Genomic DNA, 22800 nt, shown 5'->3' on the forward strand with positions numbered 1-22800 from the left:
TTGATCTCTCATTTGTTGTCTGAAATCGGGGTATGTTTAGCTAAAAATTGCTGAACAAATGAGAACAAAAAGCCCAAACAGACACTGAAATGCTCAGAGTTTCGCTTGGGCTTGTTGGATGTTTTTAAAGCTTAAGTCCCAATCTATGAATCTATTAGCTTGAGCTGTAGCCATTAACTGAAGTTGTAGATCATTAACGTTAGCTTTTAGTTACTAGCTTAAGCATAGATCCAAACCACGATAGAAAATATGGTCGGTGCAATAATCGAGGTAATGACGCCACAAAGTACTAAAGCTAGTGAACTGAATGCAGCATCTTGTGGATTCTTTTCAGCGCAAGTTGCCGTTCCCAACGCATGCGATACTGTGCCCATGGTTAAACCTCGTGCGATAGGGCTCTTGATACCGATCAAATTGTAGATAGGGTAAGCAAAGATTGCCCCGAATAAACCGACAATCAATACCAGAATTGCTGCAATTGCAGCTTCGCCCCCTAAATGGCTTGAGACCTCCATTGCGATCGGTGTGGTGACCGACTTACCCAACAAACTCGCGATCAAACTTAAATCCGCTTTAAAAGCCACGGCGATCAATGCGGTAGTGGTCATCGACATTACACTGCCTAGCGTGCAAGCAAATGTGATGATACGCCAGTTGGATCTGATTTGAGGTAACTGTTCATATAGAGGAAAAGCCAGCGCCACTACCGCAGGTTGGAGCATATAGGTAATCCAAGTATTGTCTGCGTAATAGGTTTCAAAAGGTACTTTGAAAAACAACAGAATTGGAATGATGATACCAATACTGATGAGTAGAGGATTACAAAATGGCGAATTAACTTTTTGGCTTACCCAACGAGCAAACAAGAAAACCACAATGGTCAGTAGAATCCACATGATTATTTACCTCTCGAAAGCAAGCGGTCTAAGAACCATGATAAGGAAACTAACACGATTAAGGTTCCGCCAACGGCGCTTGCCATAATTGGTAAAGCATTGGCGATAAGCATGTCAAAATGATCCATGAGCCCGACACTAATAGGGACAAACAATAAGATCATCAAACGGATAATCAAGCTTGCACCAGGCTGAACCCAATGCTCAGGGACAATACCAATCACCATAGCGGTAAACAGAATCAACATGCCAAAAATACTGCCAGGAATTGAGGTGTCTAATAAATGCTGTAACGCGTTACCTGCTGTGAGTGCACCTATGATTAAGGTGAAGGAGATTAAGCAGTACACGAGTTTGATCAATCTTTCTTTCAAAGTGTCACATCTCTTGATAATGGAATTAGCTCGCTAGCTTTTCTACGTATTGATAAACCGCTTTCAAGATAGCCATTTTCTTCTCGTCACTTTCATGCTCGTGTGCGAGGTTTTCTAGGTTCAGCATGTACTCTTCTAAGCGACTTTCGTAAAACTCTCGACAGTGGTTAGCCCATTTCAGTTGTTCCGCTTCGTCTAACGTCCACGGGAAATGACGAGCACGGTAACGGAACAACAAAGGTTTAATACGTTCGTCACCAAAAGTGATGTCTAAAGCAGCCAAGTTATTTGGGTCAGTTTGACGAATGATGTCCATTGCGGTTTTGTCGCCTGGCGAGAAGAAGCCGTCATACAGATGAGTGTCTACGTCATCACTTTTCTCGTATTCGCGTTCTTGTGAATACAAACCGATCAGTTTTTCGCGGATCTCTGGGTGTTCGCGTAATAGCGCTAAGTTCTTTAAGCACTGTTGGCGATCGATACCTATCGTTTCCGCATTTTCAGCCGTCAGAGTTTTGGCGGGTGCGAGAATAGGGCACTTGTTCAGTTGAACCAATTTGATGGGTACGGGTAACTCGTCTTCACCAAGTTCACTGCGTTTAGTGTAGAGCCTTTCACGGAGGGCGTCAGAATCAAGCTCCAGCAGCGGGCTAGGATCTTTGGCTAAGTCGACTACGATAACCGCATTTTGGTTGGTTGGGTGCCAAGCCATCGGCACAATCCAACTCGTGTAATTACAATCACGACCAAACATGCCTGAAACGTGCATTAAAGGCGTCATGTTTACAATGTCAACTAACTCATTCAATTTGCGTTTGTGACGCATGCTGTAAAGGTAATCAAACATTTTAGGCTGTGCAGCCTTCAACTTCTTTGCTAATTCAATGGTAGCAATAACATCGGCCATCGCATCGTGCGCGTTTTCGTGTTCAATGCCATTTGCCACTGACAAATGTTCCAGTTTGAAGCTTGGGTAACCTTCTTCATTCTCTGGCCAAACAATACCTTCAGGGCGAAGTGCATGTACCGCGCGCATCACGTCGAGTAGATCCCAACGAGAGTTGCCGTTCTGCCAGCTCCATGCATATGGATCGATGAAATTACGGTAACAGGTATAGCGTGTTACTTCGTCGTCGAATCGAATGCTGTTGTAGCCAAGGCTAGTTGTGTTCGGCTTAGCAAGCTCTGCGTGGATCTTCGCGATAAATTCAGGTTCAGGTAAGCCTTGAGACATCGCTTTTTGAGGTGTAATGCGAGTAATGAGTGCAGCTTCCGGCGCTGGTAAGTAATCAGCAGGAGGTTGGCAATAGATGACCAATGGCTCTCCGATAACGTTGAAATCTTGGTCGGTACGAACACCGGCGAACTGACTCGGGCGATCTTTCGCTGGGCTGACGCCCCACGTTTCGTAATCGAAAAAGAAATAGGTTGGCTGATTATCTGAACTCATTGAATTTCCTGAACAGTAAGCGAAGACCGTCTACTGTGGCTGAAGGTTAGTTTTGTTCAGTATCTGACAGGATGCGGTACGCGTGCAACCCAGATCACAAATAAATTACAGTAAAACGGTGCATTCGTATTCGATCACGTCGCTGTACTGAGTTTTGAGTTCAATTTTGGTCATTTATTAACACGTAAATCCGCAGCTCAAGCTTGTGATATTGGCAGGAAATGGCACCAACAAACAATGATCTTAGTTCAACTAGAAAGTAGGCATTGACGTCTATTAGTTTGTCTCTTTGAATGACTCCATCTGGATACTCAAATTTATAACCAATATTTTCACTGCCAGTCTTTTACATAACGATATATTTCAATTTTATTACAAGTATAGGTTTAATGTGCGCCTGTTTCATTGTTGAGACTTTATTGCAGAACGGTGATCTATAAAATCAATTAGGACAGTCAATTAGTTTTATTAGTATTAATTAATTTTTTGTTACTGAAAATTCCTAGTGATTTATAAGGTATCAAATCAACTTTTATAAAATTAATATTCTGTAGAGGTTAGGGAGTTAAATGTAAAACGAGTTTTATATATGATTAACACAAATACTCTAATATCAGTAATTTCACTAATGTTATTTATATCAATTTGCGTGATCTTATTCTCACTGTTCCTCATTTGTTTATAAATAAGTGTCAATGTTTACGCTTTCTAAATAGGATTGTATGTTACTTAATTGTTAACGTTATTAATGGTTAAGTGACTCTGAAAATAAGTCAATTTTATATAAAGGATTAAAAAAATGAACAAAGTTTTTAAGGTTGTTGCTGTATCTGCACTTTCTATCTCTTCTGCGAACGTTTTCGCGGTAAGTGACACTTTTGATGCAACACTCGAAGTAAAACAAGCAATTACAATGATAAAAACAAGTGATCTTGATTTTGGTGTCATCACTTCAGATAACACAACGGATGTTGTTATTGCTCAAGCAGATGCAGGGGCGGCAGCGTTTACTCTTTCTGGAGAGTCTGGTGATGCAGTGACCGTTAGTATTTCTGATACAAACTTGGCTAACGGTGCAAATACAATCGCAGCTGAATTTGACTTTAATAATGCAATCACTCTAACCGGTGGTTCTGCGGATCTTAAAATTGGCGGTACAGCTCGTACTTCAAGTGCGACATTAGTTGCTGGTACTTATACTGCAAACGTTGCAGTTGATGTAACTTACCAGTAATTATATAAAACAAGTCTAATACTTACGGCTGTTACTTATCAGCCGTTTTTACTATGAACTTTTTTTTAAAATACGTTGCCTGTATTGGCCTAATTATTTATTCAAGTCCATTTCATGCTTTAGAAATTATTCCTGAAAATATGGAAGTGAAATTTCCGGGTATGTATATTTCTGGATCAGGACAAAATGCAGATGCAAATCCAGCCAATGGTCAGGTCTATGTGGTGCGTTTTTACGCTGAAGGAGAACCAGGCAAGAAAATTGTGGTATCTCTCCCGTCTAAACAATACCTCAATCACTCACGTAAATCTAAACGTCTCCGTATTCGAAAGTTTTATTTTGGTTGTGGTTTATCAAAACGAGGTAGAGCAAAAATCCAAAGTAACGGAAGAAGCAAATTACTGTGTATTGGTGCAAAAGTGAAAATTGGCGCTAATCATCCTGCTGGCATTTACACCAGTACTATCCCTTTTGAGGTTAATTATAAATGAAGTTGTTCATCTCATGTGTCCTCGGCTTACTCTTCTCTGCTCAAGCTCATGCCCAACTCCTTATCGCGCCAACTCGTTTTGTTTTAGATGCTGATACATCTGTGACGGAAAAAATCGTGGTTGAAAACAATTCTGATCAACCCATTCGTCTTGAGATTAAACCGATCTATCGTCCAATTAAGGCCACTGGCTTGGTACGAACCGATGCAAACGTGACGGAGTCTGAAAATATCGCCAATTGGATCAAGGTGTCACCACCTATTATTCGAGAGCTAAAACCTAATCAAAGACGTACAGTTCGTCTGCGTATGAACGCGCTTCCTGATGATATGCCTGACGGCGAGTACCGTGCTTACTTGTGGTTTTCTCCTATCGCAAAGGCGAAAGAGTTATCTGAATTGGATTTGTCGGCTAAGGGCCAATCCAATAATGGGTCAGCATTCCAGCTTAACTTTCACATAAACAGCTACGTGCCTGTTTATGTGCAGAAAGGTAAGCAGATACAAGACGTAAAGTTTACTTGTGAAAACCAGAGCCTTACCATTCGCAACGATGGTAACTTTCAGTTCAATGCTAAGTTGAATGTCGATGATCACAGCGAAAAATTGGTGTTGCTGCGTAATGCTGAGCTAACGAAATCTTTCCCTATAGGATCCAAGGTGTCTTTGCTTCAAGACGATCAGTCGCTGCACGAATGCATTTTGTAATGTTTGCATTCTTGGTGCCGCGTATGCTGTTAACGTCTGTGTTTGTGACATTTGTGTTTTTGGCATTTGTGCGGTTGATATCGTTCCAACCAGATCCTGTGTCGTAATAGCGAATCGTGTAAAACAGAATGTTCAAACACATGGTCTGGCAAGTTCTCTTGTCGCTCTCTTTATTCTTGTCTTTGTTACCTTTAGGTGCACAGTCATCACCTAGTGATGATGCAAGCGAACTTTACCCCGCGCACATTGAAGTTCGAGTCGGGAGAGTGGGTGACAGTTTTTATCGCGTAATGATGGATGAATACGAAGAGCCGTTTATCTCGATCTCCAATGCGGCCTTTTATTTGTTAGAAATGAATGGCCAGTGTGATGAAAGCGGGTACTGTGAAATCTACTTACCGCAAGATGTAGGAAGAGAATCACCGCCGTATATCGTGGATACCCAACAAGCCATCTGTTATCGAGATGACAATAATATCCAGACGATCAAATACGAAGTGATTGACTCGAAAACCTATATACATTGGTACAGTTTACAAGCCTGTATCCCTGCTAAAGTCCGTTGGGACATTGATGATTATCGCCTTACTGTTACTCCTGAATTCAGTTCACTGACTGAGCTCGAAGCTGTCATCTCTAAGATAAAGAGCGAGTCTCGACAAAAAGCAGAAGCCTTAAAACAAGTTGGTAATATCCCTGCTATTGAACCACTGGCTAGTGTGGGGTTAGCGGCTCGATTTGCTACCTCTGTTTATCAGGACAGTGAGACAGGCACCGACGTTTACGCTATCTCTGACACTCTATTAACGACTGAACATTCCTTGTCGCGGTTATCAATCGATACTCGCGAAGATAACCCTGTCGTTTATTACAATATCGCGGTAGAAGCGCATGACGGCGAAGGGTCATTAGAAGTAGGGCATGTGCTGTTAGATGGCAGTGTTTTTACCGTTAATCAAACCCTAGAAGATGGTCTTTACTACACCAATAGAAAGCGTCAGTTGGAGTTTGGTAACCTGCAATTAGAGCGTACGACTGAACCGAATATCAGTATCGATGTGCTGGTAAACGGAATTTATCAAAACACCTATCGCTCTGATGAATTTGGACGTTTTGTTGTCGAAGAAGACAATATTTCCCCTGGCGACACTATTAAGTTCCGCTATTACTTGTCCAAAGGTGTGTGGAGAGAAGAAGAGATTACGGTCGCGGGTTTAGAAGATGCATTCTTGCCTAGTAATGAGTGGGGCGTTGAAGTGGTTGGTAACGAAGGGGCCGACCGAGCGGGTGCAGTGTCACTGGAATATGGTTTGGCTGATTACTTCACGGTGGGCAGTGCTTTTATTAGGCAAGATGGAAAAGATCTTATCGGCTTGCAGGGGCGATACTTACCAACACATTGGTTTGCGGCCCATATTGGTTGGCTGCCGGACTTTAATCGTTTTCCAATGGAGTTTGATGTTTTGCTGGGCAGCGACCAGTCTGCCTCTATTGAACTCAATAAAACTGACGAGTTGGACTTGGAGTCGATGGAATACGATGTGTTCAAATATAATCTGTCTCTTGCCAACATTACGGCATTTCTAACAGTGAGAAACGACGAAGATGAATTGAGTGTTGAGCCGAAACTGAATTCCAAGGTCTCGCGCAATCTGTTTCTGTCATATTCAGGTGATTATCGCTACACCAAGGCTTCTCATCAAGATGACTATTTACACACCATTGGTTTGGCCAAAAGTGGTTTTTCAGACACGTCGTGGAATGTGTCAGGAACGGTCAATGGGTCTGGTCACCATGAACGCACGGAACTCTCTCTAAGGAATGCCTGCAAAGAATGTGTATTGGATCCGCTTAATGTTTTCCAAGAACTCACCACTAACGTATCAGCCCGGTATCAAAAGCAGGATATCTCGTTTACGGCTTCGGTAGAAGCACGTGTGAATCCTTATTTCGTGTTCAAGTTAGAAGGAAATGAAGACAGATACGGCGTAGAAATGACCACTGAATTTGGCGCGAAAACCTATTTTGATGAGAACATCGGAGAGTTTGTTGAGTGGAATAAGTACAATCATTCAAAGCTAACTGGGATTGTTTACGATCACCACAAACAGCCCATACAAGGGGTAAGCCTACAAATCTTGGATCAACGAGCAGTCAGTGACGCAAAAGGCCGATTTGAATTCACCAGCGTCCCAGCCAGAGATAGTCTACCTATCTACATAGATGAGGGAGCGCTTGACTTGAACCTAACGCCAATACAAAACCCTGTATTTGTGAATACCAAACAGGTAGGCCTGACTCATGCACACATTGAAATGGTGGTGTCATTTGGTGTCGATGGCACAGTAGAAGGCGACATAGAAAACAATGCTTATCTGCACTTTAAACACATTCAGAAAGGCACTGAGTATTCGAGCGAAATTGAGAGTGATGGCTTTTACATGGTAGAGGGGCTCATCGCGGGCAAATACATTGTGACTTTAGAAATGGGAGACAAGCGATACGTGCAAGGCGCCGACTTGAACGGAGATTTCTGGGTAAGTGACCTCACATTCAACCTAATTGATTTTCATAAGGTGTACTAAATCCGAATCCGATCGCTTTGATTAGTCTGAAGGAGGTGAGAGTATCAATTGGATTTTTTGTTTCATGGTCAACTTTCGGCTCCTCAAATCTTTGAATATAACCTTCCATTCTTGAAAGGTAACCACTATCGGGTTAAAACTGTTTACTGGTTTAGTGACGCCGTAACGTACAGTTTCAACTTCAGGTTCGAACGTACTAAACAACTTATCCCAAATGATCAAAACGCCAGCGTAGTTCTTATCGATGTATTGCGGGTTTTTGCCGTGATGTACTCGATGATGCGAAGGGGTGTTAAAGATGTATTCAAGTGGCCCCAAGCTTCGTATCCATTGTGTATGGACGAAGAACTGCAAACCTAAATTCAGAAGCACCACAAAGATCACCCATCTAGGGTCGAAACCTATGATGACGAGCGGTACCCAAAATAGCCACATGCCTGCGAATGGGTACATCAAACTCTGACGAAAAGCTGTGCTAAAGTTCATTTTTTCTGAACTGTGGTGTGCGACGTGCGCGGCCCACATCCAGCGAATACGATGACTTGATCTATGGAACCAGTAATAGAAATAATCTTGTAACACCATCAATACAACAAAACTCAGCACGCCCATCTCAATGTCCATTAAGCGCCAGCCGAATAGCCAAAGATACAGCTGAACCACGAATAAACCAGTTAATAAGTCGGAGAGTTGATGCATGCCTGCTAACACGAAATTACACATCACTTCTGGCAGTTTGTATTGAGAATTGCTCGGTAATCGGCCTTGTTTCTGACCAATGAAATATTCGGCCAACATACAGATTACGAACAAGGGCGCCAATACTAACAGCAGCCATTCTGGGTGATTGATCAATGAGTCGATGTCCATTCGCTAATCCTTGTGGCGCGATAGTTGTGTAATGTCTGACTGAGTTGATGAATTGGTTTAGCGTATTATTTTTTAGGTAGAGGCTTACCAGCGAGCAAAGTGATCTTCCGTTAGGCCAAGAACGCCATCGAGTTGATGAGTTATGCCGTCGTTGTCTTGAATTGAGCCAGAAAAGTGACCAATGAACTGACGAAAGTTACTCTTTAACAGCCATAAATTGAGCTTTTCGCTGCGGTTATTTAAGGGCGTAAAGATCAGGTTTATACGTCCATCTTGTGATGTTATCTGCCAAGGCAAGTTTGTATCTTGGCGACTAAACGTAAACTGTACCGGGTTAAGTAAGTGTCTGGTTCCATTTACCCACAATACGTTTTCGCAGCCTCCAGTTTCATTGACGCCCGCTGCGAGGTTCAGGCCAATATCAGTGCCATTGGATTGAGTGTTGATGCTTGCCCAGCGCCAACTGGTTTCACGCCTCATGTAGCCTGCTGAAAAGTCATACCCAGCAAGAGCTTGCGTGAGGTTTAATGATGTGCCCTTGATTTGGATGTCTCCGATTATTCGCACAGCATTGTGCTTTTGGGTGTAAGTCCAACCTGAATAACCCGTTGGGCTGCACATCGCCATGGGCAAGCTTTCGGCTTCAGGCTTTAAAGCGATATCGGCCTTGATGAGTTTGGTATTCAAGTGAACTTGCCATTGTCCGTCTTCGATGTCGAAAGTCATACTTTGGCTTGCAATGCTTGTCTTTCCTTTAAATGGTGAAGGTGTTACTTGTTTATCAACACCCAGTGGTCGTAACCATGAACACTCTTCTAGTTTGTTACTCTCGATATCGTACACATAACAAAACGCAGAACCTAAGTAGCGAATATCCGCGATAGCGACACCAATAATGTGTGTGTCGGTGACGATACTGACAAACTGGAATTGCTTGTAGTGGAAGTGCTTCTGCCAAGGACCTGCTTTTGAATCCATCGAGTTTCGGTAGTCAAAGTTCTCGATGTTCAGTTGTTTTGGGATGCCATCGAAATGTCCAATGATCGGCTGACCATTAGAATCAATCAAACTGTGTGGGGCAGGGTTCGTTTTTATCATTGCGATGGTTCACATAAATTTAACAATTAAAGCCATTGTGCGATGAGTAGCGTAGAATTGGGAGGTCATATTCGGACAAGAGCGCGTTACCAATCACGATTTTGTCAGCAGTGTTGTTAAAGCTGAGTAGTCATGTTTATGGGAATGGGTTAGATATAAGGAGAGACGCTTGGAGATTATCGCGGAGTATAAGCCAACCGGACATCGGCATCAGTTGGGGACATTAGATATCGCGCTGCTGTTGAATACCTTAGAGCAACGAGGTCTCGATATTGAAAGGCTACTCAATGATGTGGGTTTGCCGAACATGGATTGGCGAGACCCGAATGGAAAGCTGACTTACGCTGATAAACTTGCGTTGTTTAGCGCGGCTAATCAGAGTTTTCCTCACGATGGCTTAGGGCTTTGGTTGGGAGAACACGCTAGCTTGAGCCATTTTGGCGTGTTGGGTTATGCGCTATCAACCAGTCAAAATGTCGGGGAGGCCATCAAGTCGGGCTTTAAGTATTTGCGCCTGAATGGTCCTATCTTCTCGGTTAAATTGTTTCTAGATTCCGAGCAAGCGGTGATTCAGATTGAGAACACCTTGGAAGTGGGTGATCTCCTTCCTTTCTGCAGTGAGTACTTCTTAAGTTCAATTGTCTCTTTGTTCAAAGAACTGACTGGTCATGAGTTGGATATTCATACTTTGGCTTTGCCTTACGCTCGTCCCAATTACACCAAGCTTTATGACAACCGCTTCCAGTGCCCGGTGATTTTTGAACAAAACCATTGTGAACTGCGTTTTGATGTTTCTGTTTTGTCACAAACCTTATTGACTCATGATGCCGCGACACTGAAGCGCTATCTCGCGTCTTGCCAGTCGATAGTGGAAACGCTGGACTCTGAGCATCTGCTGACTAACCAGATCAAAACGATTTTTTATCAAACTGCAGGCAGTTTCCCGAATATTGAACAACTCGCTGACGAATTTGGGTGTAGCTCTCGCACGCTCAGGCGAGAGCTAGTGACCCATGATTCCAGTTATCAAATATTGCTTACCGAAGTTCGAGTGGAACTCGCTAAAGAACTATTGCTCGGTACAACCATGAGCATTGATGACATCGGTGAAAGGCTCGGTTATAGCGACCCTGCAAACTTCAGAAGGGCGTTTAAAGGTTGGCTCAATAAAACACCTGCGCAGTTTCGTGACGGTTTAAGTTAAAGCGTTACTTGCTAAAAAATTGCTCCCTGAAATCGGATACTTGCTGCTGATAGTAACTGTCCCAATCTTGTTGAGTCCAAGTGGCATAACTTGAGGAACGCTGAGAGTCTAAGGTCGCTTTGAGCTGATCCAGTTGCTCGTGGTAAGTCATCACTGTTTGTTGCTGTTTCGCGATTTGGTGTTCTCTTGCGGTAATGTTGCTGGCTTGCATTTCATCTAAGTAGGTCTCTTGAAGGTCGGCTTTGAGTGAAACTATTTCAGCAGGGCTATAGCTGCTGGGTATCAAAGAGACTGCCAGTTCATATTTTTGAAGCGCTGTCTCGGCGTTTAATGTGCCCGTATTGTTTTGCCATTCACTAAGTAAATATTGATAGTTGGCCAAAAACTGGCTCGCTTCGTTTTCTTTAAGGGTGTTTGCGTCGAGCGTAAAATCTAGATGTGCAAACTGGTCTGCGAATAGCTGGTGGGCCAACTCTCCCCATACTTGCTGTGCAGATTGTTTGAATAGGGCAACACGCTCTTCAAGAGTTTCTATGGATTCGAGCGGAATCGTACTTTCCCTTACTTGCCAATCAGCAGAGAGCTTCGGGTAATCACTCAATAGTTCAAACCATTCTATCGGTAATTCAGATTTCAACTGCGCGAGTTGTTCAGTGCAATTGCCCACTTGTTGGCAAAGCGTCCAAAACTCATCGAGCTCATCAAGCAGCACCTTACCTTCAAGTTCAATTAGGTCTTCTGCATACGCTTTTCCGTGAAGGTTTTCAGCTTGGACTTGTTTTCCTTGCGAAACGGTATTGTCTGAAAAGCTTGCTGTCTTTGATGGGGGACTATTGTCATCAGTCGTTTTAGAAACGTGCTTTTTTGCTTCTGTGTGTTGGACAGAAGATTGCGATGCTTCAATCGATTTTGATGACCATGAATAGCCAACAATGCTCGTCACAGCGACGAGCATTAGGGTTAATATAACTCGATGCATTATCCGTTTACCGCGCTACTTGATGACAGCACTGACAGGGAAGTGGTCTGAAAGGTTGTAGTGCTTCCATAATTCACTGCTTGTAGAGCGAGGAACATCAACGCGGTTATTGTTGTGAGCTTTTTGCGCGTACTCCGAACTCACCACCACGTAATCCAAGTATTCAACATTTTCCCCGCCAGACATAGGTTCGCCAGCAAAGTTATTGATGCGAGGATCAAAGGTTGAAGCGGTATAACCTGAATACTCCGGCTCAGCGGCTTGTAGGTTAGCGAACATCTGCTGGTAGTCGCCTGGGAACTTCAGCTTGTTCACGTTGAAGTCACCACTGTAAATAACCGTTTCTGAAGTTGGTATTTCCAGTGATTGAGCAAGCTGACGCATTTGTTTAAATTGGCGCTGTCGGTAGTCACGAGCGGTGTCCGTATCAAACGATGCAGTGTGAGTGCCAAAGACATGGTAAGCCTGACCATTCTTGATCACTTCGGCGTAGTTAACGCCTTTATCAGCAAAGCAATCGGTGCCCGTGCAATCAGGGAAAACGTACTGCGCTTCGTTAACGATAGGGTAACGGCTGACGATGACCACGCCACCGTCATAGATGTTAATCCCATCTTTATCGAGCATTTTGGTTTGGTACGGGTACTCTTTTGCTAGTTCACGTAAGAACTCACCTCTGCCATTAGCAAACACCTCTTGAAGCGCCAGTACGTCATAGCCCTTTACGTATTGAGGGATCAGGTCATAGCGGTCACCAATATGCGAAGCGATGGCAGGTAGCGCCCAGATGTTGTAGGTCATGACTTTGAGTGTATTGGCACCTGGCTCTGGTTGCTCATCCACTTTTGGTGGGGTGATGGTGTAATAGATATCATCGTAGCGCGCCGTAGAATCGGCTTTAAGTGCTAGCTCTGCATTGACCCCGAATGCATCGGTCGTGCTGCGATGAATATTACGGTCGTCATGCAGCGTTAGGTTGACATCTGCAGCACTTAGGCCATGTTGTAGTGTCGAGTTATACCAATGTCCCTTCATGGTTTGGTTGAGCGTGACGCTCTCACCGACAGCGTTCGATACTACAGTGTCAAACTCGTAGGTCTTCCCAGATTTCACACCAGTCCAGCGATTGAAACTGATCAGCTTCTTCGTCTCCCAAGGGCCAATCTGTTCAACATGCTGTTGCCACTCATCACCGAATTGAAGCTGGTCGGTACCTGTGTGATTGGTTTGAATCGTCATTGCTTGGCTAGTGTTATTGGTCAGGTACACATCGGTATCTGCAATAGCCGAGGTTGAAATGAATGAAGCAGATGCAAGTATTGCACTAAGGCAAGCCCATTGAGTTTTCATTTTTACGTTATCCTTACTGATTGGTTTAAAGAATAACGTAGTAAAGAGTTGTGACATTGGAGTTATAACTCTATGGGAATTACACAAATATTAGATATATGCCATGGTTTTATAAATCATATTACTCATTGAAAATTAACATATTGCTTTGCCTGAATGATAAGTGATACGCGCGCACGCTAAAAAATAGAGGAAGGATTGGGTATGAGGGTAAGTCACTAGTGGGTGTTTTTGTGGAAATCATAGGTCGGTAAATAACCAGAAATGGATGCTGTGAATCACGATAAGGAATAACGCTAACCGCCTTGCTCTACCAGCAAAAATTTTGCCATTGTTCAGTAAACAGATTCCTCAAAAACAGGTATGATAGTGTCGTTTTTAATCCTGAACTGGGAAAGTCATGGCAAAGTTAACACTCCAAGAGCAAATGCTTAAAGCTGGCTTGGTAAATGAGAAAAAATTAAAGAAGGCGAAAAAAGGCTCTAAAAAGTCTCGCGTTCAGTCTCGTGAAGCAAAAGCGGCAGCAGAAGAAACTAAACTGGCGCAGCAAGCGAAAGACAAAGAGCTAAACCAACAGTTGAAAGAACAGCAGTTGAGCAAAGAAATTAAAGCTCAAGTGAAGCAACTGATTGAGATGAACAAGATCGAACAGAAGAACGGTGAGATCAAATACAACTTCACCGACGGTACGCTAGTTAAATACCTTTACGTAGAAGAGCTGACTCAAAAGCAACTAAGTAAAGGCATTCTAAGTATTGCTCGTCAAGGCGAGAGCTATGTTGTTATTCCAACAGCAGTAGCGAACAAGATTGCTATGCGCGACGAAGAATCTATCGTTGATACGCAGGCAGGCAGCACAGATGAAGTAGACGAAGACGACCCGTACAAAGACTTTGTGATCCCAGATGATCTAATGTGGTAATCCGTTTTACCTAGCTCCATTCTAATGGCTAGCTAAGTTTACAGGATCTAAGAATGCAGCGAACAATCACTCGATTGTCGCTGCATTTTTTTTGGCGCGAAATGACTTAAGCAAATGTGGACTAACACTTAATGCTCTGACATGCCGTAAACAAGGCTATCATTGGTACTTGCATGATCGATGAAATCGGTATTAGCACGTTGCTCGTGTTGGTCATAGCCATCGAAGTAACAGTCGCCAATTTCATTGCGCGGGCAAACATGAATGTGGTCTTTAATGACCAGTTCGGTAGAACAGCATGGGCAGTGCTTTACATGTCCAGTGAGTACCGTAGATCGATTTGGTTTCATACATCCTCCTGATAGGCACTGTAATATGATTGCCTATTTGCACCCTAAGTTACGCAAATTAGTGTGTCGTTATGATTTCATTTTTAAGTCAATAAAAAACGATTCGTAGAGTGAATGTTTAGATATTAATGTAAATGTAAGAGCAAGAAAAAATAAAAGAACTAGGACGAGTAGGCTTGAAAGTAGATCGGCCATATAGTCGACTTTCACTGGTATAACATTCAGCCGAAGAGGTTGAAGTAGAGCTCGCTACGACGAATATGTTGGCCAGATGAAACCAACAAGCCCTAGTGAGCTGTGCATCATTTTATCGACTTAAGCTTTCAAAGTAATTCTGAACAAATTTAACGAACACTTGGTGTTTCTTTGCCGGATAAATAACTTGCGGATAGAACAGGTAAATACTATTGCCTTGTGGCAGACATTCATTAGGCAGCACGCGCTCTAACTCTCCAAGCTCAACCTCTTTCGCAACGTAGTAACTCGCGATACGAATAATACCGCTTCCTACCATGGCTTGTTGCTTAAGCAAGTGATTGTCATTACTTGAAAGCCAGCCGGACACATCAATGTTTGCTGATTTTAAAGGCCACTCGGTTTGATGGAGCGTTGCTAAGCATTGATGATCACTTAAGTCACTCACATTGGTTGGACGACCAAATTGATCAAGATAACCGGGCGTTGCGACTAAATCATGCTGATAGCTAATCAAATGTTTCGCCACCATGTTGTCTGGTGGGGTATTGGTGGCGCGAAACGCGATATCGATATCATCTTGGTTGAGATTAAAGTTGGTGTAGCTGCTATTTATCTCAAAACGGATCTCTGGATATTGCTGCCTAAACTGTTGGCAGATATCGAATAGATATACCTCAGTAAACATCTTTGGCGCGGTGAGACGCAATAGACCTTTTACGATGTCATGCTGCTCTGAAACACTACGCTCGAGCTGCAACACTTGAGAACGAATCGTTAAACCTTGTTGTAACGCGCGTTCGCCTTCTTGAGTTAAACGAACACTGCGCGTGGTTCTGACCAAAAGAGGGCACTGTAAATCATTCTCTAAACGTTTGATCTGCTCAGAAAGGTAGCTCTTAGAGATACCGAGCTTTTCTGCTGCTTTGGTAAAGTTAAGTTGCTGAGCAAGTTCCACAAATAGGATCAGTCGTTCTATTCTCTTGTGCTCGTTCATGTGCGTATGCCTTCAAAATTGGTCAGCTCTATTGTTCGTTATATCAAACAATCATTTCGTAACTAGCATATTCTGTTTTCTAAAAAGAACAATATGATAAAGGCATATTTATTGGCATCAAATCTTCAAAGCGAGATCAGGTATGACGAACAGCATTGAATCTACAAACAAAACGAATGATAAAAAGAGCATTCCGTTATCAAACTATCTACCGAATGTCGGGCAGGTTGCCTACGGCTGCATGGGATTAGGTGGTGGCTGGAATAATAATCCAGTAACGGCGGCTGATGCAGCGCAAACACGCAGCGTAATCGACACAGCATTAGAGTCAGGAATCAATCTGTTCGACCATGCAGACATTTATACCTTCAGTAAAGCAGAGCAAGCTTTTGGTCAAGCACTGCAACAAGCCCCTGAATTACGTGATCAGATGTTCATTCAATCTAAATGTGGTATTCGTTTTGAAGGCGAGGGCAATGTTGGCCGTTATGATTTCTCGGCAGATTGGGTAAGCCAATCGGTAGACGGTATTCTCAACCGATTGAATACAGAAAAGCTCGAAGTGTTGCTTTTGCATCGCCCTGATCCGCTCATGGAACTCGATGAGTTGGCAAGAATGCTTGAGAACCTGAAAGCTCAGGGAAAGGTCGATTTCTTCGGTGTCTCTAACATGAACAGCCACCAAATTCAGTACCTGCAATCTGCGCTTGGGCAACCCATTGTCGCAAACCAAATTGAGATGAGTTTAGCTAAATTGGATTGGTTGAATGATGGTGTGATGATCAACTCGCAAGGTCACCATCAATCTGATTTTGCTGCAGGTACACTTGAGCATTGCCAAATGAAGGGGATTCAATTACAAGCGTGGGGCTGCTTGGCGCAAGGTCGATTTTCTGAGCAAGGTTTGTATTCAGAACATGACAACGTGAAAAAGACCGCGCATTACGTAGCTCAGTTAGCGAACCAATATGGCGTAGAAAGTGAAGCGATTGTGTTGGCATTTTTGCTTCGTCATCCCTCAAGTATTCAGCCTGTTATTGGCACGACTAATTTAGAGCGAATCAAAGCTTCGGCAGTAGCGACTCAGATAAATCTGTCTCGTGAAGAGTGGTACAACGTATACGTGTATTCGCGTGGTCAAGCACTGCCTTAAGGAATGAGTATGTTGAATCAAAAGCTCGTAAAGCAACTTGTGTCTAGCGCTCTCAACATTGCAGAGCATAATCAACAAGCAATCGCGGTGAGCGTGTGTGATACGCATGGTGAGTTACTGGCGTTTATTCGCACGGATAATGTGAGTGTACAAGCCGGATTGTTAGCACAGAACAAAGCTTACACGTCTGCAAGAGACAGGCAGCCAAGCGGTAACTTAGGCGCTTGGGCGAGAGAAACTGGTAAAGACTTAAGTTACTGGACCGACCCAAAGATCACTGGCTTTAAAGGTGGTGTTCCCATTGAGATAAAGGGGCAGGTGATTGGCGCTATTGGTATCAGTGGATTGAGTGAAGATGACGATGAAGCACTGGCTGAGAAAGTGATTCAGTTGTTGCTTTAAGTTCTGCCGTTTACAAAGTGACTCTGATAAAAGACAGATAATAAAAAACCGATGCGTGGGCATCGGTTTTTTGTTTAACGAGACTCAAGTTAATGAATCAATCGAACCTATTAAGCGTTCGCTTGTTCCAGATCTTGTTGCTTGTCCTTCTTACCTAATAGGCGGCTGGTGATTGTACCGGCTGTCATTGCACCAGATACGTTAAGCGCTGTACGTGCCATATCGATAAGTGGCTCGATAGAGATAAGCAGTGCCGCGATAGTTACAGGAAGGCCCATCGCTGGTAGTACGATAAGCGCCGCGAACGTTGCACCGCCACCCACACCCGCGATACCGAATGAGCTCACCGTAATAATCGCAATCAGAGACAGAATGAAGTTGATGTCCATTGGGTCGATTCCGACTGTTGGCGCAACCATTACTGCTAGCATTGCAGGGTAAATACCCGCACAACCATTCTGTCCAATCGTCGCGCCGAACGTTGCAGACAGGTTAGCAATCGCTGGTGGCACATTTAGCTTAGTGATTTGAGCATCAACGTTCAGTGGAATCGTTGCAGCAGAACTACGTGATGTGAAAGCGAACGTTAGTACTGGCCAGATTTTTTGGAAGTACTCCTTCGGGTTTACGCCAACAAAAGAAACCAACACACCGTGGACAACAAACATCAGGATGATTGCGACGTAAGAAGCAACGATGAAGCCCAGTAAGCTTAGGATGTCAGAAGCGCTTGATGTTGCTACAACTTTCGCCATTAACGCAGCGATGCCGTATGGCGTGAGTGCCATAATCATCTTAACTAAGCGCATAACGATAGATTGCGCAGCGTCAACGAAAGTACGGATCGGTGATTCTAGCTCTTCTTTCTCAGCCATTACTTTACGAGCAGCAATACCTGTTAGAACGCCGAAGATAACAACCGCAATGATAGACGTAGAGCGAGCGCCCGTTAGATCTGCAAACGGGTTAGTCGGAATGAAACTAACCAGCATTTGTGGAATAGTTAGGTCTGAAACACTTCCCATGCGGCTTTCTAGTGTTGCAATACGAGCTGTCTCACGAGCACCTTCTGTTAAGCCTTCAGCCGAAAGGCCGAATGCTTGAGCGACCGCAATACCCACAATCGCAGAAATCGCTGTTGTTGCTAACAATACAGAGATCGTGATACCAGATATCTTGCCTAGCGAACCGCCTTTTTCAAGTTTCACGACTGCCGCAATCATTGAAACCAATACCAATGGCATGATCACCATTTTCAGTAGGCCAACGTAACCGCGACCAACAATGTTTACCCAGTCTAAAGTTTCTTTGATTACCGGATTACCTTCGCCAAATAGAAGCTGAAGGCCAAGACCAAAAGCACTACCGAAGACTAAACCGAATAGAACTAAACGCGATAACGTGTTTTCTTTTCTTTGTTGTCCGTAGAGAAAAAAGAGGATACCCGTGAATACCGCTAATGCAGCGATAGCTGAAAATGACATTTGCTTTCCTTATGAATAGCTCTAAATCAATTAGGCACCTGGATGTATAGGTGCAAGTACTGCCGCTAAAATAACGTTCTGTTATAAAACGTAAAATAAGGAAAAGTAATTTAATAGAACAATTAGTAATATCCACCTAATAAGATGAGTGGATATTCAACATTGTGGTGAATAGGTGAGCTTTTTAGCGATATTTTGCCAATAAATTGAGCATGTTACTTGACGAGTAAATTTCTACATTTTGGAAGTTATTTTCGAATAATCTGAACAACATGGCTTGAGCAACATCTTTCGATTGAATAGGGCGCAGGTTTTTGAACTTACCAAACATAAAGGGAGAGAGGAGAGGGAAAATACGTTGCAGAAGCTTTTCGTCAGCTCTGGGTTCATCTCTTTCACCAACAAGTGGCCCTGGACGAGCAATAAATAGTTGTTTAAAACCAATTCGTTTTAAGTTCTGTTCCATTTGCCCTTTGCAACGAAGGTAGTGTGAATAGGAATCAATTGAAGCGCCGTAGCTGGAGACTACTGCGACTCTTTGAACGCCGAGAAATTTCATCGATTGAGCAACCTGGCTGACTAATTCAACATCTACTTTACGTAGCGCTTCTTTTGACCCGGCCTTTTTCTTGGTGGTGCCTAAACAGATAACGCCAAGTGTTGGAGTTGTTTTTGCGTCATCCCAGCTCGTTATCTGCAAGTCACTGTGAATAAGAGTACGGAGTTTTTGGGAACTGAACTGCGAATCTAATGCTCTTCGGGATAAGGCATAGATTTTTTCGACCGCGGGCTCGTCGATAAGTAACGTCATGACATGATGTCCAATTAGCCCAGTTGCTCCAGCCACTACGACCGATGTTTTGTCTCCAGAAATACTCATAGCTATCCTTAACGCTTTGCAAGTGCTTGTTTAATATAAACAGTGTTTGAATTTTAAGCGAACAAAACTTACACAAAACAATGATGGCGGCAAAGTAATCCAGTGATGGTGAAGAGTGACAGGTGTTGGTCACTGGATGTTTGGAAATAAAGCACCAAACAGCGAAAAGCCCGCTGGGCAACGGGCTGTTCACTTTCTAGGTGAAGGCTAGTGGGAGTTCCTTCACCTTTTTACTATTTTTCTTCTTTGATTTAATTGGTTTTTTTTTGCTTTGGTTTACGAACATTACACCTCCTAAATCTTTATCTCTTTCTTTGTGTCTGTTGTTTAGCAGTCGATTTTTGTTTCTTAGTGAGGGCAATCACTTTTGATACTTGTTACCTTATTGCTTAACTTACTTTGTTGTTAACTTACCAACGGAGAGAGGTTAATAAGTTACTTTATTTAAAGCATAATCGGTGCCAAAACGTAAGTTATTGATTTTTCTTTTAAGTGGTTGCTTAGTGTTACTTTTATGTCTTTTTGATTCTCAATTTGAGAAATAATGAGGTGTATTTGTTCAAATAAAGAACACTCTCTGCATTTTCTGCCAGATAGCCATAGATACGACTCTTTTTAACACGTAAACTGATTTGAATTTCACATAGACAAGGACGTGCTATGAACCTCAAGCTTGATACTCTTGCTCCCACTCAGATTTATCACCTGATGACACAAACCGTTGTTCCTCGCCCTATTGCGTGGGCATTGACGGAATCTTCAGAACAAGAGTTCAACTTAGCGCCTTTCTCTTATTTCACTCCAGTATTGAGCAACCCGCCTTTATTAATGCTGTCCGTTGGTAAGAAGCCAAGTGGTGAGATTAAGGATACGACTCGCAATTCGCTCGAAACAGGTAAGCTTGTCATTCATATAGCATCAGCAAGCTCTGCAGAAGCAATAACAGCAACAGCGGCCACACTTGATCATGGTGAATCAGAAGTGACTGCGAATAATATCGAGTTGGTTGAATTTGATGGCTTTTCTTTACCGAGAGTAAAAGAGTGCGCGGTCGCTTTTGGCTGCACCTTGTACGAAGTAAAAGAAGTTGGAGAGGTGCCACAAAGCCTTATCTTTGCTCAAGTTGAGGCCGTGTATATATCGGAGGATGTCATCGACAAAGACAGTGAGCGTCTTAAGATCGATGCGTTAGCACTGGATCCTTTATCTCGATTGGGCGGGGGTGAATACGCCACGCTTTCCAATGTGTTCTCTGTCGCTCGCCCTAAATAGTTTACCCATTTAGCTCAAGCAGAATAAGCGCTCTCAAACTCGTTTTCTTAAATTTAAGTACTCCTCAATTTATGTTAGATACCAAACACTCGCACTACATCCAACATCGCATTGACCAAAAAACCAAGCCACTCGGTGCGCTTGGCCTACTAGAAAAGGTTGCACATCAACTGGCATTGATTCAGAGCCAAGACAAAGAAGCTGCGGTTGAACACATCGAATTGAACAAGCCAAGTATCATCATATTTGCTGGCGACCATGGCATTGCTGACGAAGGCGTGAGTATTGCCCCAAGTGCTGTCACACAACAGATGGTGTTGAATTTCTTAAACGGCGGCGCAGCGATTAATTGCTTTTGCGCGGTGAACAACATCGATATTACGGTGGTGGATACTGGGATTTTGTTACCAGTCGAATCCGATAGCGACATGTTAATTTCACAGCGCTTGGGTACGGGAACCAATAACTTTGCCAACGAAGCGGCAATGAGTTTAGAAACGATGGAACGTGGGATTGAACTGGGCGCAGACCTTGCTTCTAGAACCATTTCGAATGGCACTAATATCATCATGTTTGGTGAAATGGGCATTGGCAATACCAGCAGTGCGTCAGCGATTTTGAGTGCATTAGCTAATCGCCCCACGCAGGAGTGCGTTGGTTTAGGTACAGGGATTAGCTGTGAACAACTGGAACACAAGAAAGTGGTTGTGAAACAAGGTGTTGCTCGTTGCAAAGGTTTAGATCCTAAAGAAGTACTTGCTCAAGTAGGCGGCTTTGAGATAGTTCAAATGGTCGGTGCTTTCCTTGGCGCGTACCAAAACAAAACCCCTGTGTTGGTCGATGGCTTTATCGTATCAGTCGCTGCGTATGTCGCGACCCTAATTGACCCGAATTGTCGTGATTACATGATCTTTGCGCATCGCTCTGAAGAATCGGGGCACAAAATTTTGTTAGAGCTGCTAGACGCTGAGCCACTGCTCGATCTTGGATTGAGATTGGGCGAGGGCACAGGCGCTGCACTGGCTATGCCAATTATTCGTGCGGCAGCTGAGTTCTATAACAACATGGCGAGCTTCGAAAGTGCTGGAGTCACGGTTTAATGAGTGATGCACCAGAAAGATCATTAAAAGATCGAGCTACTTATCAGTGGGAGCTTTTTACATTGGCGATGGGCTTCTTTTCTCGTTTGCCAATGCCGAAGAATACTCCCTATTCATCAGAGCGAATGAACCGTTCTGGACGCTACTTTTCAACGGTTGGTTTGTTACTTGGTGTTCTGTGTGGCGGTGTGTTCTTGCTACTCGATGACATACTGCCGAGTGTAGTGGCCATCTTTTTGATGATGAGTTTTAGCTTGATGCTCACTGGCGCTTTCCATGAGGACGGTCTAACCGATATGGCGGATGGCATTGGTGGTGGCATGACTTTAGAACGCCGCTTGACCATCATGAAAGATAGCCGCATCGGTACATACGGCGCGTCTGCGCTGATCATGGCTCTGCTTGGCAAGTGGGTTCTGCTCAATGAACTCGTCAGCATGACTGGATTGTTTTTGGTCATTGTGACGAGCTACACCTTTAGCCGTGCGATTGCTGCATCGCTGATTTACGACATGCCTTATGTTAGCGATTTGGATACCAGTAAAAGCAAGCCATTGGCCAACAAGCAAACTAAGGGCGAGCTCGTTTTTCTCTTGCTTGTAGGCGTATTACCTAGCCTGTGGTTTGGTCTTGAATTCGCTTTGATTTTATCTGTCGTTGCCTATCTGTTCAGAACAGGTTTCAAAAAGTGGTTGATGGCTCGAATTGGTGGCTTCACTGGAGATTGCTTGGGTGCAGCTCAACAGTTGATGGAGTTACTGATTTACCTTGTGTTCACTGCTGCTTTTTACAAAGGTTTTCTTTAAT

At 43.5% G+C, this 22800-nt stretch carries 22 protein-coding genes; 11 read left to right on the forward strand and 11 right to left on the reverse strand.

Annotated features, from left to right (window positions below; all coding sequences use genetic code 11):
- Nucleotides 1-218: 218 nt before the first annotated feature.
- Genes IQO02_RS07755 through sbcB form a run of 3 tightly spaced genes read right to left on the reverse strand, consistent with a single transcriptional unit; the run spans nucleotide 219 to nucleotide 2720 of the window.
- Nucleotides 219-896 carry an LrgB family protein gene (locus IQO02_RS07755; protein WP_010441230.1) on the reverse strand — a complete coding sequence of 226 codons (678 nt, stop codon included), beginning with the start codon at nucleotides 894-896 and terminating at the stop codon, nucleotides 219-221.
- A gap of 2 nt (nucleotides 897-898) precedes the next feature.
- Nucleotides 899-1270, reverse strand: coding sequence for a CidA/LrgA family protein (locus IQO02_RS07760; protein ID WP_010441228.1), 372 nt, complete (start codon nucleotides 1268-1270; stop codon nucleotides 899-901).
- A 25-nt stretch (nucleotides 1271-1295) separates the two neighbouring features.
- A complete protein-coding gene (gene sbcB / locus IQO02_RS07765) occupies nucleotides 1296-2720 on the reverse strand; it encodes an exodeoxyribonuclease I (RefSeq protein ID WP_010441226.1) in 1425 nt (474 codons plus the stop codon).
- A gap of 799 nt (nucleotides 2721-3519) precedes the next feature.
- Between sbcB and IQO02_RS07770 the strand changes: the two genes are divergently transcribed.
- The 4 genes from IQO02_RS07770 (at nucleotide 3520) to IQO02_RS07785 (ending at nucleotide 7737) form a co-directional block, all read left to right on the forward strand.
- A complete protein-coding gene (locus IQO02_RS07770; RefSeq protein ID WP_010441224.1) occupies nucleotides 3520-3954 on the forward strand; it encodes a DUF4402 domain-containing protein in 435 nt (144 codons plus the stop codon).
- Between the two features lie 53 nt (nucleotides 3955-4007).
- Nucleotides 4008-4445 (forward strand): DUF4402 domain-containing protein, encoded by a 438-nt coding sequence (locus IQO02_RS07775; RefSeq protein ID WP_016786202.1) that lies wholly within the window; start codon nucleotides 4008-4010, stop codon nucleotides 4443-4445.
- Nucleotides 4442-5152 carry a molecular chaperone gene (locus tag IQO02_RS07780; RefSeq protein WP_010441221.1) on the forward strand — a complete coding sequence of 237 codons (711 nt, stop codon included), beginning with the start codon at nucleotides 4442-4444 and terminating at the stop codon, nucleotides 5150-5152. The genes IQO02_RS07775 and IQO02_RS07780 overlap by 4 nt, the downstream gene beginning before the upstream one ends.
- Before the next feature lie 128 nt (nucleotides 5153-5280).
- Nucleotides 5281-7737, forward strand: a complete 2457-nt coding sequence (locus IQO02_RS07785; protein WP_016796649.1) for a carboxypeptidase-like regulatory domain-containing protein — start codon at nucleotides 5281-5283, stop codon at nucleotides 7735-7737.
- A gap of 21 nt (nucleotides 7738-7758) precedes the next feature.
- On the opposite strand, the gene IQO02_RS07790 is transcribed toward IQO02_RS07785, so the two are convergent.
- Complete coding sequence (locus IQO02_RS07790; protein ID WP_016793549.1) at nucleotides 7759-8607, reverse strand: sterol desaturase family protein; 849 nt, start codon at nucleotides 8605-8607, stop codon at nucleotides 7759-7761.
- An 84-nt stretch (nucleotides 8608-8691) separates the two neighbouring features.
- Nucleotides 8692-9705, reverse strand: a complete 1014-nt coding sequence (locus IQO02_RS07795) for a DUF2804 domain-containing protein (protein ID WP_016793548.1) — start codon at nucleotides 9703-9705, stop codon at nucleotides 8692-8694.
- A 169-nt stretch (nucleotides 9706-9874) separates the two neighbouring features.
- Between IQO02_RS07795 and IQO02_RS07800 the strand changes: the two genes are divergently transcribed.
- The gene (locus tag IQO02_RS07800; protein ID WP_016793547.1) at nucleotides 9875-10909 is read left to right on the forward strand and encodes an AraC family transcriptional regulator; all 1035 of its coding nucleotides are present in this window, start codon (nucleotides 9875-9877) and stop codon (nucleotides 10907-10909) included.
- Between the two features lie 4 nt (nucleotides 10910-10913).
- Here the strand turns inward: IQO02_RS07800 and IQO02_RS07805 are convergent, their stop codons facing one another.
- Both IQO02_RS07805 and IQO02_RS07810 read right to left on the reverse strand, forming a co-directional pair.
- A complete protein-coding gene (locus IQO02_RS07805; protein ID WP_010441216.1) occupies nucleotides 10914-11864 on the reverse strand; it encodes a hypothetical protein in 951 nt (316 codons plus the stop codon).
- Between the two features lie 39 nt (nucleotides 11865-11903).
- Nucleotides 11904-13238, reverse strand: coding sequence for a sphingomyelin phosphodiesterase (locus tag IQO02_RS07810; protein ID WP_016799765.1), 1335 nt, complete (start codon nucleotides 13236-13238; stop codon nucleotides 11904-11906).
- Nucleotides 13239-13638: 400 nt separating this feature from the next.
- On the opposite strand from IQO02_RS07810, the gene IQO02_RS07815 reads away from it, so the two are divergent.
- On the forward strand, nucleotides 13639-14160 hold the full coding sequence (locus IQO02_RS07815; RefSeq protein ID WP_010441213.1) for a DUF2058 domain-containing protein: 522 nt from the start codon (nucleotides 13639-13641) through the stop codon (nucleotides 14158-14160).
- Between the two features lie 128 nt (nucleotides 14161-14288).
- Here the strand turns inward: IQO02_RS07815 and IQO02_RS07820 are convergent, their stop codons facing one another.
- Nucleotides 14289-14510, reverse strand: a complete 222-nt coding sequence (locus IQO02_RS07820; RefSeq protein WP_010441212.1) for a hypothetical protein — start codon at nucleotides 14508-14510, stop codon at nucleotides 14289-14291.
- A gap of 307 nt (nucleotides 14511-14817) precedes the next feature.
- Nucleotides 14818-15702 carry a LysR family transcriptional regulator gene (locus IQO02_RS07825; RefSeq protein WP_016799764.1) on the reverse strand — a complete coding sequence of 295 codons (885 nt, stop codon included), beginning with the start codon at nucleotides 15700-15702 and terminating at the stop codon, nucleotides 14818-14820.
- 142 nt (nucleotides 15703-15844) lie between these two features.
- On the opposite strand from IQO02_RS07825, the gene IQO02_RS07830 reads away from it, so the two are divergent.
- The gene (locus IQO02_RS07830) at nucleotides 15845-16855 is read left to right on the forward strand and encodes an aldo/keto reductase (protein ID WP_016799763.1); all 1011 of its coding nucleotides are present in this window, start codon (nucleotides 15845-15847) and stop codon (nucleotides 16853-16855) included.
- 9 nt (nucleotides 16856-16864) lie between these two features.
- Entirely contained in the window at nucleotides 16865-17257 is a 393-nt protein-coding gene (locus tag IQO02_RS07835) for a GlcG/HbpS family heme-binding protein (protein ID WP_016799762.1), read from the forward strand.
- Between the two features lie 110 nt (nucleotides 17258-17367).
- Here IQO02_RS07835 and IQO02_RS07840 read toward each other — a convergent pair whose 3' ends face one another.
- Both IQO02_RS07840 and IQO02_RS07845 read right to left on the reverse strand, forming a co-directional pair.
- Nucleotides 17368-18741 carry an L-cystine transporter gene (locus IQO02_RS07840; RefSeq protein ID WP_010441208.1) on the reverse strand — a complete coding sequence of 458 codons (1374 nt, stop codon included), beginning with the start codon at nucleotides 18739-18741 and terminating at the stop codon, nucleotides 17368-17370.
- Nucleotides 18742-18925: 184 nt separating this feature from the next.
- On the reverse strand, nucleotides 18926-19621 hold the full coding sequence (locus IQO02_RS07845; RefSeq protein WP_016799761.1) for an NAD-dependent epimerase/dehydratase family protein: 696 nt from the start codon (nucleotides 19619-19621) through the stop codon (nucleotides 18926-18928).
- 660 nt (nucleotides 19622-20281) lie between these two features.
- On the opposite strand from IQO02_RS07845, the gene IQO02_RS07850 reads away from it, so the two are divergent.
- The 3 genes from IQO02_RS07850 (at nucleotide 20282) to IQO02_RS07860 (ending at nucleotide 22799) form a co-directional block, all read left to right on the forward strand.
- Nucleotides 20282-20893: a flavin reductase family protein gene (locus IQO02_RS07850; RefSeq protein ID WP_102282594.1), complete on the forward strand. Its 612-nt coding sequence runs from the start codon at nucleotides 20282-20284 to the stop codon at nucleotides 20891-20893.
- Nucleotides 20894-20964: 71 nt separating this feature from the next.
- Nucleotides 20965-21993 (forward strand): nicotinate-nucleotide--dimethylbenzimidazole phosphoribosyltransferase, encoded by a 1029-nt coding sequence (gene cobT / locus IQO02_RS07855; RefSeq protein WP_016799759.1) that lies wholly within the window; start codon nucleotides 20965-20967, stop codon nucleotides 21991-21993.
- A complete protein-coding gene (locus tag IQO02_RS07860; RefSeq protein ID WP_102282595.1) occupies nucleotides 21993-22799 on the forward strand; it encodes an adenosylcobinamide-GDP ribazoletransferase in 807 nt (268 codons plus the stop codon). Before cobT ends, IQO02_RS07860 begins: the two co-directional genes overlap by 1 nt.
- Nucleotide 22800: the final 1 nt, after the last annotated feature.

Source organism: Vibrio sp. OPT24 (genome assembly GCF_015163545.1).
In the GTDB taxonomy this organism is placed as follows: domain Bacteria; phylum Pseudomonadota; class Gammaproteobacteria; order Enterobacterales; family Vibrionaceae; genus Vibrio; species Vibrio cyclitrophicus.